At 56.6% G+C, this 18069-nt stretch carries 13 protein-coding genes; 4 read left to right on the forward strand and 9 right to left on the reverse strand.

Going from position 1 to position 18069, the window contains the following annotated elements; all coding sequences use genetic code 11:
* Position 1: 1 nt before the first annotated feature.
* The 6 genes from HNQ64_RS18670 to HNQ64_RS18695 all read right to left on the reverse strand — a co-directional run bounded on the left by HNQ64_RS18670 (position 2) and on the right by HNQ64_RS18695 (position 5143).
* A complete protein-coding gene (locus HNQ64_RS18670; RefSeq protein WP_184211508.1) occupies positions 2 to 778 on the reverse strand; it encodes an FkbM family methyltransferase in 777 nt (258 codons plus the stop codon).
* A gap of 22 nt (positions 779 to 800) precedes the next feature.
* Positions 801 to 1580: an FkbM family methyltransferase gene (locus HNQ64_RS18675; protein ID WP_184211510.1), complete on the reverse strand. Its 780-nt coding sequence runs from the start codon at positions 1578 to 1580 to the stop codon at positions 801 to 803.
* Positions 1581 to 1636: 56 nt separating this feature from the next.
* The gene (locus HNQ64_RS18680; RefSeq protein ID WP_184211512.1) at positions 1637 to 2212 is read right to left on the reverse strand and encodes a D-sedoheptulose 7-phosphate isomerase; all 576 of its coding nucleotides are present in this window, start codon (positions 2210 to 2212) and stop codon (positions 1637 to 1639) included.
* Positions 2213 to 2218: 6 nt separating this feature from the next.
* A complete protein-coding gene (rfaE1, locus tag HNQ64_RS18685) occupies positions 2219 to 3205 on the reverse strand; it encodes a D-glycero-beta-D-manno-heptose-7-phosphate kinase (RefSeq protein ID WP_343075908.1) in 987 nt (328 codons plus the stop codon).
* A 72-nt stretch (positions 3206 to 3277) separates the two neighbouring features.
* Positions 3278 to 4342 (reverse strand): 3-deoxy-7-phosphoheptulonate synthase, encoded by a 1065-nt coding sequence (locus tag HNQ64_RS18690; RefSeq protein ID WP_184211513.1) that lies wholly within the window; start codon positions 4340 to 4342, stop codon positions 3278 to 3280.
* Positions 4343 to 4711: 369 nt separating this feature from the next.
* Complete coding sequence (locus HNQ64_RS18695) at positions 4712 to 5143, reverse strand: RNA recognition motif domain-containing protein (RefSeq protein ID WP_184211516.1); 432 nt, start codon at positions 5141 to 5143, stop codon at positions 4712 to 4714.
* A 205-nt stretch (positions 5144 to 5348) separates the two neighbouring features.
* On the opposite strand from HNQ64_RS18695, the gene HNQ64_RS18700 reads away from it, so the two are divergent.
* Positions 5349 to 5984: a tRNA (mnm(5)s(2)U34)-methyltransferase gene (locus HNQ64_RS18700; protein ID WP_184211518.1), complete on the forward strand. Its 636-nt coding sequence runs from the start codon at positions 5349 to 5351 to the stop codon at positions 5982 to 5984.
* On the opposite strand, the gene HNQ64_RS18705 is transcribed toward HNQ64_RS18700, so the two are convergent.
* Together HNQ64_RS18705 and HNQ64_RS18710 are read right to left on the reverse strand one after the other, a co-directional pair.
* Positions 5917 to 6744, reverse strand: coding sequence for a sterol desaturase family protein (locus HNQ64_RS18705; RefSeq protein ID WP_246431114.1), 828 nt, complete (start codon positions 6742 to 6744; stop codon positions 5917 to 5919). The two genes, HNQ64_RS18700 and HNQ64_RS18705, sit on opposite strands and share 68 nt — an antisense overlap.
* 38 nt (positions 6745 to 6782) lie before the next feature.
* A complete protein-coding gene (locus HNQ64_RS18710; RefSeq protein WP_184211520.1) occupies positions 6783 to 7958 on the reverse strand; it encodes a coiled-coil domain-containing protein in 1176 nt (391 codons plus the stop codon).
* Positions 7959 to 8051: 93 nt separating this feature from the next.
* On the opposite strand from HNQ64_RS18710, the gene HNQ64_RS24365 reads away from it, so the two are divergent.
* From HNQ64_RS24365 to HNQ64_RS18725, 3 genes are all read left to right on the forward strand, one after another.
* Positions 8052 to 9089 carry a helix-turn-helix domain-containing protein gene (locus tag HNQ64_RS24365; RefSeq protein WP_184211522.1) on the forward strand — a complete coding sequence of 346 codons (1038 nt, stop codon included), beginning with the start codon at positions 8052 to 8054 and terminating at the stop codon, positions 9087 to 9089.
* Between the two features lie 47 nt (positions 9090 to 9136).
* Positions 9137 to 14722 carry a LamG-like jellyroll fold domain-containing protein gene (locus HNQ64_RS18720; RefSeq protein WP_184211523.1) on the forward strand — a complete coding sequence of 1862 codons (5586 nt, stop codon included), beginning with the start codon at positions 9137 to 9139 and terminating at the stop codon, positions 14720 to 14722.
* A 112-nt stretch (positions 14723 to 14834) separates the two neighbouring features.
* On the forward strand, positions 14835 to 15533 hold the full coding sequence (locus HNQ64_RS18725; RefSeq protein ID WP_184211525.1) for a metallophosphoesterase: 699 nt from the start codon (positions 14835 to 14837) through the stop codon (positions 15531 to 15533).
* Between the two features lie 23 nt (positions 15534 to 15556).
* Here HNQ64_RS18725 and HNQ64_RS18730 read toward each other — a convergent pair whose 3' ends face one another.
* Entirely contained in the window at positions 15557 to 18049 is a 2493-nt protein-coding gene (locus HNQ64_RS18730) for an O-antigen ligase family protein (protein WP_184211527.1), read from the reverse strand.
* Between the last annotated feature and the right edge of the window lie 20 nt (positions 18050 to 18069).

Genomic DNA, 18069 nt, shown 5'->3' on the forward strand with positions numbered 1-18069 from the left:
GTCAACTCAGCCGTGACCACCACATGGTCCGTCCGTGAAAATGCCGCAGGCCAAATCCGCTCTTCGTCAACAGGGCCGCCGACTGCGAAAGCTCCTCTGCGTGGTGCGTTTCTACCACCACCCAGGGCACCGTTTGTAAAAGCGTGGATGCGCCCTGCAGTGCTAATGCACCGTAACCTTCGATGTCAATTTTCAGCAAGAGAGGCGGCAATTGCGGCGCACGCTGAAGGTAGGCATCCAGCATATTGATTTCCACCGTCCTGCGGTTTCCCCCTTGGGCATTGTCCAGGCTGTTGGTGCCTTCCAAAGGATCATCAAAAACGACTTCCATACTCCCGGCGGTATCCCCCACAGCCCCTACGACAGGGTGCCAGCGGCGGGCTTGATTCAACTCGCCCACACAGCGACCGGTGTAGTCCAGAGCCTCCTGCATCATATCCACGCCGATGACCTGCACGTCTGGATTTTGCGCCAGCCACCAGCGGCTGGTGATGCCCACATTCACGCCCACTTCAATCACCACCCCAGGCTGGCTCTGCACCCATCTTTCCACCTCCGGGTGGCGCAGTTCGCCTAGGATGAAGTTGTCCATGTAGTTGGCCGCTTCACGCCAGTTAGTCAGTCGAATGACGGGGCCCATCTGCAAAGGGAACCAGAGACGACGAAACACAAAAACAGCCAGTGTTAAATAAACGCCTTTCAGTCCATGCTGACGTAGGCTGCTCAGTAGAGCATGCGGCATGGTGGCAAAAAGGCTTCTCCAGTAGGCGCGGTCCATATGTAAATCCTTCGTTAGGCCATCAAGGCCGCTTTTCCGTGAAAAGAATCCGGGCTTCAGGGGAGCGAGAAACGTCACTTAACACCGTATGCCCGGCATCGGTGAGCAGGCGAATGCAGTGGGCGTGAAGTTCCGCCGAATGAGTCTCCAGCACGAAGGCGCGCACTTGAGAGAGGTATGAACCAAAGCCCTGCAAGGCCATCACCTCCGCACCTTCGATATCCATCTTCACCAGATCTGGAACGGTTACCAGGCCCTCATGGATAAGGGCATCCACCCGCCGCGCGGTCACCTGGATCTCGTGCCAATCTCCAGATTCCCCTGCCCCGAGCACATGCTGGCCACCAGTGCGGTCTGGATGGACAGCAAAACGAAGATGCGCACCGTCCACATCGCCAATGGCATTCTGAAAAGCCCGGCAACCGGACCATTCGGCATAGTTAGCCATAAGCCTTTCAAACTCCGACGGAGAAGGCTCAAATCCAGTGATCTGGGCCTGGGGAAAAAGCGTCTTCAGGTAAAAGCTACCCAGGCCGATGTTTCCCCCGATGTCGAGGATGGAGGTGGGCGTGAATGAAAGCGCCTCCAGGCAGCGGTAGTCCTGCTCCATCAGCACCTCCACCATTAAAATGGTGTCTGGTTGAGCATGACGGAGATGCAGCACAGGTGCACCAGGCACACTGGTATTCACCTTCACCAGCCCCCCTCGGAATGGAGTTAACCCACCGTAGCAGGCGCACAGGCGCAGAAGTTCCAGCTTGTCCTGAAACCGCCGGCCCAGTCGCCATGCGACCTTTGCCATGGCTAGTTTTCGACTCAGTCCCATGGATACCTTTCGCCTAACTAAAAAGGCTCTCTTCAGTCCTTAAAAGCAGCCTCCACATACTCACACAGCACATGCCCAGCTAGCAGGTGGCACTCTTGAGCAAACGCGGTGACGGGAGTGGGCACGCAATAGGCGTGATGAGCCAGGGCCGCACAGTCAGCGCCTTTTTCAGCGGTGAAGGAAACGACGACACAGCCAGCTTCGCGAGCTGCCTTCAGCCCAGCGACCACGTTCTTGCTGGTGCCGGAGGTGGAGATGCCTACCACCACATCCCCCGGCTGAGCCAGAGCCTCTACCTGACGAGAGAAGACGGTTTCAAAACCATAGTCGTTGCTGTGAGCGGTGAGCACAGAAGTATCTGTGGTCAAAGCGAGGCCTGCAAGAGCACGGCGATTGATGCGATAACGCACGCACAATTCGGCCGCGAGATGCTGGGCATCGGCTGCACTGCCGCCATTGCCAAAGAACAAGATCTTCTTCCCAGACTTCAGCGCCGTGACCCATGCCGCAGCAATGGCTGCCAGAGTCTCACGGCATTCATCCAGGCGCTTGAGCGTGGCGAGGTGGCCATCGAGATGACCCTGAAGCATGGCATTAAAATCTGACATAATGAATCAATCTTCGAAGGCATTCAGCAGTTCATCTTTCATCACCCGGGCGGTGCCTAGCTTACCAACCACGATGCCACTGGCATGGTTGGCGACATTCGCAGCCTCTTCTGCACTGAGTCCCACCGCCATCGCCAGCGTTAGGAATGCAATTGCCGTATCCCCTGCCCCAGAAACATCGAACACCTCGCGGGCCTGAGTCGGGATATGATGTGGAGCTGCATCGCGCTGGAAAAGGATCATGCCTTGTTCGCCCAAAGTGATAAGCACTTTGCCCACGGCCCATTGATCCAAAAGCTGTTCACCGACCTCCAGCAAACGTTTGTCTTCCAAAGGTGGGCCAGGAGTGCGCTGGTCCTGAATGCCAGCCGCTGCAAAGGCTTCGAGGCGATTGGGCTTCACCAGAGAAGCGCCACGCCAGTTGAGAGGATTGTGGGGGGAAGGATCCACCGTCACCAGCTTCCCTGCGGCCTTGGCCAGGCCGAGAACTCGGTCTGCAAAAGCCTGTGTGACGAAGCCTTTACCGTAGTCTTCAATGATGAGTCCATCCAACTCTGGCAACATCGCTTCGACGCCCCGACAGACTTCATCCAACTCTTCGGCGGAGAGCTTTTGAATCGTCTCACGGTCCACCCGCACCACATGCTGCTGGCGGGCGATGATGCGCGTCTTGGCGATAGTGGGCAGCGTGCTGCTTTCCAGCATGGGGTCGGTATTGACACCTTCCTCATGCAAGAGGCGGCGCAGTTCCCCCGCAGCGCTGTCTTTGCCCACACGGCCCATCAGGTAGGCATGCGGTGTGAAGGCAGAAAGGTTGCGCGCTACATTGGCTGCGCCTCCTGGAAAGGTCGTTTCCTTGGTCACCTCCACGATCGGCACCGGGGCCTCCGGTGAGATGCGGCGCACTGCCCCCCAGATGAAATGGTCCAGCATGACATCCCCGATGACGAGGATGCGAGCACGGGAAAAAGACTCGATATGGGCAGCGATCACTGAGAAAGAAAGACAATCAACCAGCAACGCTGGCCGAAGGGAGCAACTGGAAAGTGAAACACAACAGTCACCTTACGCTGCCCGCCGTGCGCGCACAGCGGCAGCCAGGGTATCTAGCATGGACTCCGTAGCCGGCCAGTTCACGCAGGCATCCGTGATGCTCTGGCCATAGGTCAGGGCCTGACCGGGCTTCGCATCCTGGCGACCTTCAACGAGGTGGCTTTCGATCATTACCCCGGTGATGGCCTTGCTGCCTGCACTCATCTGTTCCGCTAGGGACTGGGCCACGGCCGGCTGCTTGCGGTAGTCTTTGAGGCTATTGCCATGGCTGCAATCCACCATCACACTGGCGGGCAGGCCACGCGTGCCGAGTTGATTCACCACAGACTCGATGGACTGAGCATCAAAGTTAGTCCCCGCCTTGCCACCCCGCAGGATGACATGGCAGGCCTCATTGCCACGAGTTTTCACGATGGCAGCGACGCCGTCCTTGGTCACAGAGAGGAAACAATGCTGGCCAGCGGCTGCCTGAATGGCATCCAGCGCGGTCTGGATGCTGCCATCTGTACCGTTTTTGAAACCCACCGGCATGGACAAACCGGAAGCGAGCTGGCGATGCACCTGGCTCTCAGTCGTGCGGGCACCGATGGCACCCCACACAACCACATCGGCAATGTACTGGGGCGTGATGACATCCAGAAACTCCGTGGCAGCGGGCACGCCCATTTTGGCCAGATCCATCAGCAAACCGCGGGCACCGCGCAGGCCCGTGTTGATGTCATAGCTTTCATTGAGATGAGGATCATTGATGAAACCTTTCCACCCCACCGTGGTGCGGGGTTTTTCAAAATACACCCGCATGAGGATTTCCAAATCTGCGGAGTATTTCTCCCGGGCCGCCACGATGAGCTTGGCATATTCCAAAGCAGACGTGCGATCATGGATGGAACAAGGGCCCACCACCACCAGCAGGCGGTCATCTTTGAGATTGAGAATAGCCTCCGAACTGCGACGTGTCTGCTCGATAAAAACCGCCTCCGAATCACCCAATGGGATGTCATGCATCAGCAGGGCAGGCTGGATCAGCGGCAGGATCTCCGCCACGCGGAGGTCATCGGTTGGGTGGGAAGGGCTCACAGGACAGTCAGGTTGGCAAAAAGGGCGCGCAAGGTGGGCTCTTTTGCCGAAATCGCAAGCAGGCGAATCATCCGGGATGAATTCGAGGTAGCTGCCGCCCCCGGTCGAGCAACTTGCGTTGCCACCGCTCGCAAATTTTCAGGATGGCCGGGTGCAAGTTCACTCGGGGCATGTTTGCCAAAACCCGGTTAGACATGGCAAATATGTCAGTTACGGAAATTTAGGCTCCAGCTCTCACTTTGCAAAGCCTTAAATTTAGGTTTATCAAAGCAAAACACCCTGGAATGATCCCTTTTTTGCTATAAGGCAAAAAGGCACTGCGGGTCGCAATGACCTACACAGTGCCTCGAGGACCAATGTAGCGAGGAATTAGTCCCAGTCGCTTTCAGGGTTTTTCCGGCCACGGTCCCGGGGTTTGCCCTTTTTGCCGCCACGATCTCCATCGTCCCAATCGTTATATGTGGGCGCTGGGGGACTGCGGAATCCTCCCGCATGACCACGATCTGATTTCTTCCGGTCAGGATAGCCGCCGCCACCCACCGCAGGGCGTGGACGCTCCTCTTTGGGGCGGGCTTCGACAATCTTGATCGCGCGCCCAGCCAGGTTGCTGCCTTCAAGGCTGGAGATGGCCATTTTTGCCTCGGTATCATTCGGCATGTCCACGAAACCAAAGCCGCGTGAGCGCCCAGTCTCGCGATCCATCACCACACGGGCGCTGGAAACGGTACCGAAAGCAGCAAATTCGCCGCGCAGTTCATCATCAGTCACGCTGTACGCAAGATTGCTGACGTATAAGTTCATTGAAAGGTCTGAGTCAGGAGCCGCCAGTGAGGTAAATACAACAGAAGGCTGATCCATGGCGTCAGAATCAGACTCCTCGTTTTCTCTGGGAAGAGACAAACTCAGTCAAAGTATGCATCTCCTCTTCACCTGTCAATTCCCCCGAGAGGAACAAAACAGCCTCCGGTGCTACTTGTCAGGAGGCTGCGGCACGGCAAAATCTGGCATGGAATCCTCCCCCCGCCTCCCGCAACTCGCCAGCCAGACCGGTGGCCTGCCCTCCGCCGTGCGCTGGGCGCAACTGCTCCTCGCAGATCGCCTTTCCGCAGGAGATGTGGTGGTAGATGCCACGGCGGGGAACGGGCATGACACACTCTTCCTCGCCCGTTGTGTGGGCGCAGCAGGTCATGTTTACGCCATGGATGTGCAAGCAGCGGCCGTGGCAGAAACGCACCGTCGCTTACTAGAGGCAGGCATTGAGGAAGACCAATTCACCCTGGTCCAGGCGGGACATGAAACGATGATGGAGCTCGTAAAGCACGAGCATCAGGGCCAGGTGGCGGGCATCATGTTTAACCTAGGTTACCTGCCTGGATCCGATAAGACCGTCATCACGCGTACAGAGACCACCCTCACGGCGGTGAATGCTGCCGTGCAGTTGCTAAAGCCCGGCGGGCTGCTCACCATCGCCGTTTACCCAGGGCACGAAGGCGGGGCACAGGAGTTGGCCGCACTGACGGACTGGGCGACTTCCCTGCCCCCTCGGGCCTATGAGGTGCAGCATCTGCGCCCGGTCAATCGCAGCGCGAATCCACCGGAGTGCTGGGTGGTGTGGAAGACGGCCCCTTTGCGCGAGAAGTGACTTCTTCAAAGCGCCGTTCATACGCCTCGTGATTCGTCCCCATGAGGCGATCCCAAAAGTTAAAGTATAGACCGTAGTTTCCCCTTAGCTTTTCATGATGCATGATGTGGTTCGTCGGCGTATTGATGACGTAACGCAGTGGAGAGCGCATGAGCCAGCGCGGGTGAAATTCATACCCCATGTGGCCAGCGATGTTAAAGACGATCTGCCACATCATGAAGAGACCAAAGGCATAGGTGTGCATGGGCATCACGACGACCAGCAGCGGAAAAATAAGTGCCTGCACCAGAGCCTCTAGAGGTGAAAAGGCATAGGCAGCCCAGGGGGTAGGATTATGAGACAAGTGATGCACCCGGTGAAACCAGCGAAACAGTTTCCGATGATGCATGAGCCGGTGAGTCCAGTAAAACCAGGCATCGTGGATTACAATGGCACAGCCGATGCTCAGCCAAAACCATAGCAGTCCATGCTTGGAGATTTTCCCATACATCTGCGTCCAGCCCTGACGTGAGGCATACACCGTGGCCGCACCGACAACTCCAAAGATCATCATGGAAAGCGCGGAGTAGCCGATCTCGCGCCACACCTCATGGGAGCTAGGGAAGCGCGCGACGATCTTGCGGTGGAACCAGCTGCGTTTGAAAATCCAATACCCCAAGAGCCAGGCGATACCAGCGAACAAGAGGTAACGAACGCCCAGCCCCAAAGTGCTGCCGTAGGTGAGTTCCCAAAAATTGAGCGGCTGGCGGGCTAACATCATGATCCATCAAACGTGCGTCAGTGGCCCATCTGGCAAAATCATTGCGCAGGAGCGTCATCATCCATGAGCAGAAAGCCCTGTTCTAGAACCTCAGGCACGGGCTCTACCGACTTTGCCTTGAGCATTTTCAGTGTCTCCAGATCATGCACCAGCGCCTCTTTGTCAGCCGTGAGAGCTTTCACCTCGGCTTTTAAGGCTTCGATTTCTGGGGATGCAGCGTCGTGCACTTTTGGGTTAGCCAAGGCCTCTTGAGCTTCAGTGAGTCGGTACTCCAGCTCTGCAATGCGGTAACCATCTTCACGGGATTTTTTTCGGGCCTCCGCCTCCGTTTGGGAAATCTTTGCTTCCAATTCCATGACACGCCTGTCGTTAGGCGCACCCACCACCGCAGCCGTAGGCTCTGGCAGCACACCTACAGCACTCATGAATTCCTTTTGCACCATCGCAGCCTTGGCCTCCGCCGCAGCTAGCTGACGCTGGAGACCTGTGATTCGATTTTCTGCAGTGGTCTGGTAAGCTGCATGATTCTCCTTCAAACGGGAAATCTCATCATCCACGGTGCCTAATCGCGCCTGATCCACGGCAAGGGTCTGCTCCTGATTCGCTAATTGCTGCATCAGCTCGGCTTCGCGAACTTTCGATTTTTCAAGTTGGCTGCCCAGTCGTGTTTGGATGTCCTGCAGTTGTGTGGTCAACTCTTGAGCTCGCAAAGTGGTGACGGAGAGCGTTTGTTCCAGAGCCGCAGTGCGCCCCCGCTCCGCACGCAGTGCGGTTTCCAGATCTCCTACACGGGCCTCGGTAGGGGCCAGACGGGCGGCGATTTCGCGAGTCGTCGCCAGATCCGTTTCCAGAGAGCCGATGCGGGCGAGGCAATCCGTTTCTCGGCGTTGGGCCGCATCCCGGTGAGAAGCAAAACGCTCTTCCATCTGCACTCGTTCAGCTTTAGCTTCCTCTAGTTTTAACTGGGCGCTGGCGGCTTGTTCAGCCGCACTGGACTTCACCTGTTCCAGAAGACTCTGCCCCTGCATCCTCTCTTGTGCGTGTAAAGCCTGTCGCAGACGGAGCTTTCGCTCTTGCAACCACCAAGCGAACAATGAAGAGACCAGGGCCACGAGAACCAGAGCACCCAGTGTCTGCATTTCAAAAAGTGAAGCCAGAATCACGGTAAAAATCATCCAGGCAGAGATAAGGACATCTCGCTCTGTGTCGAGCACAGATCATGCCTTCCTCGATCAGACATGATAGAAGCAGTGCTCTCCGTGATTTGCACTGGACCTGCTGATGGATTTTTCGTTAGCCTCCCACCCGTGGCCCTCCAACCGAAGCTTCCGCCCTCCATCGTCCCCACAGCTCTCACGCAGTTAGCAGCGGCTGCACCGCAGCCCTTTGAGATTCACCCCCTCATTGATGATCGCCGCTACCTGCGACGTAACTTTGACCCCGATCTGCCTCTACTGACTAAACTCTACTCCTTTCCCACCTATCAGGGCATGGTGGGAGAAAACTGGATGCACTGGCACGACTACCACGAAATGATCCTTCCCGTAGATGGAGCAGGCCGTTTTAGCATGGGCAGTTGGGATGTGGACTTTGCTCCCGGTGATCTTTTGATTGTGGATACTCTGCGCCTTCATGGTGTGTCCAGACTCAGTGGGCCGCATCGCTCGTTGGTCATTTTATTTCCTGCGGATTTCATCACCTGCAATGGTCACCTTTCGGGTGATGCCGCGTTTTTAGATCCGCTACGGGCGCGTCCTTCTGGGGTGCCTCCCATGCTTAAAAGCAGCCACCCGCTGGCTCAGCGCGTGCATGAATCTCTCCTGGCCCTGCATGAAGCGGCGACGGCCCCGGGCACCGCCCGCGAGCATTATCCCGCATGCAAGCTACACCTGCTAACGGTGCTGCACCACCTCCGCGAAGCCTTCGGCGTTCGGCAAGTTGACCCGCGAGCACTCGCACGCGAAGACACTCGCCGGGAGCAACTACGTCGCGTTTTTAAATTCCTCGCGGAGCGATTCACCCACCCCCTTAGCTTGGCTGAAGTCGCCGCCGCTGCAGGCATGGGCGGCACCGTCTTCCGCACCTTTTTCAAGCATACCACTGGCCACACATTGGTGGACTATGTGCGCGACCTCCGGCTTGCTCGCGCGGCCCAACTCCTCCGCGAGACCGATGATCCGGTGGCAGATGTCGCTGCAGCATCAGGCTTCTGCGATCAAAGTTACCTCAACCGCTGTTTTGTGCGGCGTTATCACTGCACGCCACTGGCGTATCGGCAAAAAGAACAAAGTGCCACCCCGTCAGATTGTCCAAAAAATCCGTCACGAAGTCCAAGCGTTAGTTAGGCCATTTCTGATAGATCCATGGGTGTCAACCAACCCGACACCCAACCATGATTCGCTCCCTCGTTACTCGCGGAGTTCTTGCCCTGGCACTTACTGCCACCTTACAGGCTCAGGTGCCTGTCCCCCAGTCCACCTACACCACGGGCCAGCTCTATGTGCCCTTGCGAACGTTTACTTCGCTGGAGATCGGCATCGCCCCGACTTATGCGATCATGCACCAAGGCCATCTAGTCATCGCAGGAGGACGCAATGGAGCCAGTGATCCGACAGGTTATGCACGCCTCACAACTTGGCGATTGTCTCAGTCCGCAACCCCCACAGTGGTGAATCCCAGCGTGGTAGGAACCCACCTGAATGACAACATTTTCAAGAGTCACAACATGGGGTTTTCAGGGGACCTCACTCAGGTGCGTGCGGGTAAATTTGCCATCTATAACATCAGCAATGCCGCAGCCCCCTCGCTTACGGTTCAGGGATCAGGCGGTAAATCCTCCAGTCATTCTACCTGTTGGGCTGGCAAATACCTTTACACAGGCGGGGAAGGTTATGGCACTGCCAGCGGCTGGATTGACATCTTCAATGTCAGTAATCCAGCAGCACCCACGCTGGTTCGTTCCGTGGATATTCCCACCATCACCGGATTTCGCTGCGCCTCCGTGTATGTGCTGGGAAACGTCCTGGTCGTCTCAGCCAGCCTAACCAATGGCATTGCCACGTTTGATTTGAGTGATCCGACCAATCCCCTTCTCATCAGTGTCTATCGTGGAGATACCGGGGCCAACACTTACACCTCCTACCTCAGCGGCCATCGTCTGTATGGCGGTGGCCAGGCAGGCGGCCTTTACATCTACGACATCCAAAATCCCGAAAACATCCAACTGGTGGATCAAGTCACCACCCTCGGTGGCACGCCCCGTTACCCTGTGATGCAGGATGAATTTGTCCACTTGGGTAACGTCGGGAACGGGCGCTATCAGAAGATCCGTGTGGATACTGTTCCTGCTCAAATTGTGGCCAATGTGCCGCTGCCAGGACGGATCGAATCCGGCAGCCCCACGCCTAAACCCGAAGTGGCCATCCCCATCGGCAATCTTGTCTTTATCGGCTGCGTGAATGGCTCCAACACAGGCACTTCAGTCAATAACTCCGCTGGCTGGATCCTCCCTCACGATACCGCTCCAGATACCCGTGCACCTGACATCAATGCCGTGCGTCCACTGGATGGTGAAACGAGGGTGGCCACCAGCAGCATGATCGGCGTATCATTCACAGACCTTTTGGACACGCCATCCATCGGCACCAGCAGCCTCATCGTTCGGCCTTTTGGCGGCAGCGCCATTTCCGGAACGTATTCCAACATGGGCGGCATTGTCAATTTCAGCCCCACCACGGCTCTCTCGGCCAATACCACTTATGAAATCGTGGTGACGGCTGGCGGCATCAAAGACACGCAGGGAAACGCCATCACAACGGAACGTGTGTTTCGCTTTTCCACCGGCACCAGTGTGGATACTACGGGTGCAGGACTAGTGTTGCATTACCCGCTGAATGAAACCTCTGGCACCACGGCTGAGGACGCGGCAGGCAGCAATGACGGGACACTCACCAACTTCCCCCCAAGCCCCTGGAGCGCCGGCTTGGTCGGTCGCAGTGCGGTGGCACTCGATGGCACGGATGATGTCATTTCCACCGCGAGTTTAGATGTGGGGAATACCTTTTCATTCAGCACCTGGGCACGGATCAATTCCGGCAATACTGGACTGCAAACCATATTGGGCAACTGTGCTGGTGGGTTTTCCACCGCAGGCTTCAAACTCTTCGTTTACGGATCTGCCCATGCCACTACCGCCGGGCGCATCCAGCTAGAAACGGGCAATGGTACCGCAGGCAATGCCGCTACCACAGCCGTCGGCACCATGCCTTTTGACCAGTGGGTACACATCGGCCTCACGGTCAATCGTACCACGGGCACGGCCCGCATTTATGTGAATGGCACGGACCGTACGACGGACAGCAGCATCACCACGGATTTCACCACCAGTGCCGTTTTAGCACTGGGACGAATGGGCCCTGGTCCTTATTACCTGGGAGGGCACCTAGATGACTTCCGCCTATATAATCGAGTGCTTAACGCTGCCGATTTTGACCAACTGCGCAGCCTCTGTGAAAACCCTGTGGCTCATTGGCGGATGAACAGCTCCACGGCCACTTCAGCGCCGAATGGTAGCGCACTTAATCTCAGCAGCACTGGTGCGACTTACAATACAGCCGACTCCGCCGAGGGCTCGGCCTCAATCGCTCTGGATGGCAGCACGGGTTACGCGACTGCACCCAGCAGCGATTTGGGAAATAGCTTCGCGCTCGCCACCTGGGTGCGCGTTACTTCCGGCACGAGCACCCTGGAAACACTGGCCGCCAATTCCAACGCGGGCCTGAACAGCGCAGGCTGGAGGCTGTATGCCACAGGTTCCACACACACCACTCCTGGTCGCCTGATTTTGGAGACGGGCAATGGCACCAACGGCACCCAAGTGCAGACGGCTAACAATGCATTGACTTACAACACCTGGACTCATGTCACCCTGATGATAGATCGCGTGCGTGGCCTCTCGCGCATCTATGTCAATGGCACAGACCGCACACCTGCTGGCACGGCCCGCACAGACTTTACCACTGCTGGCCCCCTCCAGATCGGCCGTACCGCCGACAATGCGAGCTTGCTGAATGGACAGCTCGATGACCTCCGCATCCATCCACGTTGGTTGACTGAAACGGAGATCCGAGTGCTGGCCATCAGTAAACTTTTGGCCCATTGGCGCTTTGACAGCAGTGGCGGGGATGAATCAGGATTCAATCGTACGGCTACACTCCTCAATGGCGCGGGTTATTCCGCCGACCACGCCCAAGGCACCGAGTCTCTCAATCTCGATGGGATTGCCAATGGTCTCGATGATCATGCGACGACAACGGCCCTTGATTTAGGGAATCAATTCAGCGTCTCCCTCTGGGCCAAGGTCACTTCCTCCGCCTTGGGTTCACGCACGGTGCTGGCGAATGCTTCAGGCGGTAGCATGGGCAATGGCTTCCGTTTTTTCATCAATACCTGGGGCACGGCGGATGGACGACTGCTTTTTGAAACCGGCAATGGCACGGTGGGCGATTCTGCCTCTAGCAACACAGGGGTGTTTGCCTTCAATCAATGGAACCACCTCGCTGTTGTCGTAAATCGCACCGCTGGCACGGCGAGTATTTACTGCAACCGCCGCCTCGTGAGCACTGACAGCAGCATTCGCACGGATTTTGCCAACAACCTCGCCCTCTACATCGGTAGGCTGGTCACCAGTGGTAATTTTCATGGTCAAATAGATGACCTTCGCCTGTATAACAAACTGCTCAGCAATACCGACATCGGTTCGTTAGGCGAAGGAAGCCCCAATGCCACACCGACCATCACCACGCTAGCCTCCACAGCCAGCGCGACAACTACCAGCACTGCGGTCACCTTCACCGCAACGGCCAGTGATCCCAATGTGGGCACGGAGCTTTTCTACCGATATGACTTCGGTGATGGCACCAGCACCTCCTGGACGAATAACCCTGCGGTAGGCCACACCTACAGCGCTCCTGGTCGCTATGTGGTCACCGTTTTTGTCAGCGATGGCAGTGCCGATGTCAGCACGACGATGACTCAAATCATTTACAATGCCCCTACGGCGACGCCGCCTTCCATCTCAGCCGAAATGGCCTATGATAGCAGCCGCAACAAGGTATGGGTCGTCGCCCCAGATGGCAACGATCATGACAATAATGTCAGCACTCCGCCTCAGGGCATTGTGGTTCGTTTCGATGCTGTCACCCGTTCTGTAAACAACCGCATCAACCTGGGAGCCAATAGCGAACCCGTGGCACTCGCCATCCGCCCAGGCAATGCGGAAGTCTGGGTAGCAAACAAACGTGCTGGCAGCGTCAGCATCATCAATGCCGATACTGGGGCGGTGCTCACCACCCTCAATACAGGACGCGGCTCACTCCCTGTAGGAGTCGCCTTTAGTCCAGATGGCAGTGCTGCTTTTATCGCCTGCGAGGGACTGGAAGGTGTCTTGAAATACGACCCTGCCACTCGTGCTCAAACCGGTGTTGTAGATACTGGATCTGCCCCGCGCGGATTGGCAGTCACTGCGGATTCCACACGTGTTCTTGTCAGCCGCTTCCGCTCTCCTGACAATCGCGGTGAAGTCTGGGAATATACCCCAGCTTCGATTGTCCTAACCGGTAATGCCACCCCGGTGCGCACCTTTGCTATCAATCGCGATACCACCACAGTGGATGCCCCGAATGCAGCCCGAGGTGTGGCGAACTACCTTTCCCAAGTGGTGATCTCTCCCGATGGACTCAAGGCCTGGATCAACGCGAAAAAGGACAATATCTCCCGAGGCACCTCTACAGCCCGGGATGGCAACCCGCTGAACCATGAGAATACGGTACGCTCTCTCATTTCCCAACTCAGCCTAACTAGCAATGCCGAATTGACCGCCAACCGCATTGACATTGATAACACTGGCATCACCGTATCAAGCTGCTTTTCTCCACGAGGCGACCTGCTATTCGCGGCTGCGATCGGCAATGAGCAAGTGGTGGTGATTGACACCAATACCCGCAATACCTTGCCCGCTATCTCCACGGCCACAGGCACTCAGGTCCTCGGCTTTGGCCCTAGTGGTCTATGCACCAGCCCAGATGGCAGCAAGCTCTACGTGCACAATTTCCTCGAACGCAAAGTACGTGTCTTTGACATCACCGCACTGACGGCGGGCACGGGCTCGGCCGCCACACTTCTAGGTTCAGTGGATCTGACGACGACTGAACCCCTGACCGCCACGGTCCTCCAAGGGAAAAAACTATTCTATAACTCCGAAGACGTGCGACTGGCCTCAGAGGGCTACATTTCGTGCGCTTCCTGCCACCTTGGAGGAGACCAAGATGGACGTGTGTGGGATCTCACCCAGTTTGGCGAAGGACTGCGCAATACCATTGATCTGCGTGGTCATGCCGGCATGGGCCATGGGGCTCTGCACTGGAGTGCAAACTTCAATGAAGTGCAGGACTTTGAAAATCAAATCCGCGATCTCAGTGGAGGCTCTGGCCTTATCAATGGCACTGTGAATACACCTCTGGGCACCTCCAATGCGGGTCTCAGTGCGGATCTCGATGCCTTAGCCGCTTACGTCACCTCGCTGAATAGCTTCCACGTCAGCCCTTACCGAAATCAAGATGGCAGCTTCACCGCTGGCGCAGTCGCAGGTGCCACCCATTTCACCAATAAAGGCTGCGCGACTTGCCACACGGGGACCCCGATGACCGATAGCAATGCCACCACTTTTCCGCTGCACAATGTGGGCACCCAAAATGCCTCCAGCGGCCAACGGATCTTTGGCACGCTCACAGGTCTAGACACCCCCACTTTACGCGCCGTGTGGAGCACCCCACCCTATCTGCATCGGGGCCAAGCGGCCACACTGGATGTGATTTTTAATACCACCCATGCACCGGGCACGACCAACCATGCTCGTTTCCGTGAGCTGACGGCCCCCCAGCAGGCCGAACTACTCGACTACCTCGAAGAACTGGAATAAGCGCACTTTTTTGCCTCCCACCAACAGCCCGATCTGCTTTATCCAGGTCGGGCTGTTTTGATAAGGGCTGGATTCTATGTTTCAGGGCTCCCCTTCACACGTATCAGTGAAGGTGCCCGCTTCCCTTTCATCTGCCATTACCGCTGAGATCGCACCGAGTATCCTGCTGGATTCACGACGCGCGCTGGTGCATCAAACGCAAGGATGGATGGCGGTGGCCGACCTTCATTATGGATATGAAGTCCACCGTAGCCGCCAAGGGGCCCTCCTTCCCCACTGGGGCATGGGCCAGTGCCGCGCCACCCTGCTGGCCCTGCTCCATGATCATCGCCCACACAAACTCATCATCGTGGGAGATATCATGGATGGAAGCGGCTCTGTGGCGCAGACAGGCGCTTTTTTGGATAACCTACGAACCTATGTTCCTGAGCTCATTTTGATCGAAGGCAACCATGATCGCTCGGGGCTCAAAAAAGGGTGGCATCTGCAAAAAACACATCGGGAAGAGGACTTCGTTTTCCATCATGGTCACCAGGGCATAGCGCCGCCATCACTGGCAGAGGACCTCTTTGGCCACCACTCACAGGTGATCTTCATCACAGGCCATGAGCACCCAGCCATCTCCCTCCGTGACGGCGCTGGGATGAAGTTAAAACTCCCGGCTCTAGTCCAACAGCGCGTCTGCGCAGAGATGCAGCATTGGATTCTGCCGGCCTTTTCCCCGTGGGCGGCAGGGGGCGAATATCGCGGCGAACATGAGAACCTGGCCACTTGGGCCTGCGCTCCAGCGCGGATCTGGAAAATCGCTTAACGCCACGCAATCTCGCGCGAACTTTAAATTTCAGGGCTTGCCAGCATAACCTGTTCCAGCAGCGCCCAGGCCTGACGCGCATCATGAAGATCCATGTAGATGTAAGCTAGTTCCAGCTTCATGTACGGGGGCACCTCTTTTAGCGCCACCACTTTTTCCGCCGTTAGCCGGGCCGCGGTCAGGTCTCCCATCGCACGCTTGGCATAAAAAAGTTCGATACCAGGCCGTGGATCGGAGGGATTAAAAACAAAGGCTTTTTCTAACCGCGCCACATCCGCCACACCAAAGGTTGCTGGCCGTTCCGGGCGCTTCAAAAACTTGCTCACCAGCAGCACGGCCTCCTCATATTTCCCGTCTCGCGCATACTTTTGAGACACATGCCGCCACCCATAAACCAGCATCTTGGGATGAGCCTGCAACCACTCGACCAATCTCTCTTGATTGCCTTTGTCATGCCATAGTTTAAAGAAAATCTGGAGCTGCTCAGGATCGACAGAATCCAGCTTGGGATGGTTTGCTAAAAACTTACTCAGATACTCCTCCCACTCCGCTCCGCGTTGCGTAGCGTTCAGAAAAATGATCTGCATTTTAGGGCTTTCCGCCATGGCCCAGAGGGGTGGTCTCAGCTCTGGAAAGAGCCCCGTGTAGCCTAGCATTTCACCATAAGCGGAACTGAGTTCACCCGACTCCCGGGGGTGCCGACGCAAGCATTCCCGCCAAGGAATCATGGCCATCTCAGGTGCAAATTTCAGCCAATACACCCCTTCTTCAAAGCAAGTATTTGCATAGTGCGGCTCCAGTGTCCGCGAACGTCCGAAGTCTAACAAAGCACGCTCAGGGCGCTGCCGGAGTTGCAAGAGCAACTGCGCCCTCAAATAATAAAGTCGGTAATCTAAAGGCGTCAGCCAAATCGCCCGATCAGCCAGCACCAAAGCATCGCGAAAACGGCCCTGCTTCGTTAATTCAAACACCTCCCCCTTCAGCACCGGAACGATCGCAGGAAGATTCGGCAACCAAGCCGATGAAGCGATGGCCAGCCATACGCCCCCTAAGGCCACAATCGCCACGCCTGCGAGGCGAAAGCAGGTTTGCTCCACCCGACCTGTAGCCACCTTCAGCCGTCTAGGCCGGATGGCTAGCCCTAGCAAAAGTGAAGTGTGCATGGCGTAGGCAATTCCGTGGTTAGGCACATCAAACAAGGAGTGTACCAATGCCATTCCCGCACCGATAGCTGCGGTCTGCCGCCAGCGTCGGGCAGATCTCTCATGCGAGCGATGATCCACCGCCCCCTTCTTCCAAGGCCCTGTGGATTTGATGACCCAGAGCAGCAATAAACCACAAGGCATCAGTGCTAGCAGACCTCCCTCAAAGGCGAGCAAAAGAACATCACTCTCAGGGTGCAAAAAACGCACCCCAGAAACATCCAAATCCGACAAGACCGGAAAAATGGTACTGAATGTATCAAACCCATGCCCGATCCATGGCCGATCCACCACATTGGCCAAGGTGGCCTTGGCCAAATCCACCCGTAAGGAAGAGGTGAAGACAGAGGCCTTTTCCTCCACGAGCAATCCCCGCAAACGCTCCCCCAACTTGCCACTGGAAACCAGGGCCACGGAGAAAACAGCCAGCAGGATAGCCACTGCCACTACCATCTTTCGGAACAATCCCTGCTTCATCGCAGCCGTGGTGATCCACACCGCCATGCCGACGAAAAAGATCAACAGACCACCCCTTGAGGTGTTCATGAAAATGGTGATCAACGGCAAAAAGAACAGCCCTGCAAAGATCCACCCCAAATAAGACTTTCTCCGGTAGGTATCATAAGTCGCAGCCGCGCATAGGATGCACGTGATTGCATTCAAACTCGACGTGTGGTTTCGATTTGCAAACGGGCCAAAACTGCTGCCCAGCGGATCTTGCGGCCACCAGGAAAAAGGATAGCCTGCACTGTGGATCCACGAGGCCCCCGCTACCAGCGCCCCCCCCGCAGCCAGAGTGTATAAACACCAGCGGCGGCCCTCATCAGAGATCTTTTGCCCTAAGCACGTCCACAGCCACGCCATCCCAGCCATGACCACCAACCAGGATTCAAAACTGGCTCGCGGATCTGGTGAGAGTGTCTGTGGCACTGCAATGCCCCAGGATTCCAGCAAGCTATCACGCCACGGGGCCTGAATGCCAAACCAACTCCCAGGCAGCAGCCCCACCAAAGGAACCAAGCCGAAGATTAACAGACTCACCGCCGCAATACCTGGCAACCGAAAAGCTGGAGGAGCGAAGACCACCGCCCCGCCCATCAAGCAACACACCGCCCCAAGGGACCAAACCCCGGATCCAGATCCCAACAAAAACGAAGCGATCACGACCAGGGCCAGTAGCACGCCCCGCCAGCCAGGCGCTGTCTCTTCAGCCTCACTCTTCTCCACAGACACTCGCCTCCGCTTGAATACTTTGACCTTTTGCAAAGGCACTTCCGTTTCGGATTTATCAGCGCTTAGCGGGTTGGATGACATCGGTTTGAAATTCAGTAAAT

It is taken from the genome of Prosthecobacter dejongeii (genome assembly GCF_014203045.1).
GTDB classification, from domain to species: Bacteria; Verrucomicrobiota; Verrucomicrobiia; order Verrucomicrobiales; family Verrucomicrobiaceae; genus Prosthecobacter; species Prosthecobacter dejongeii.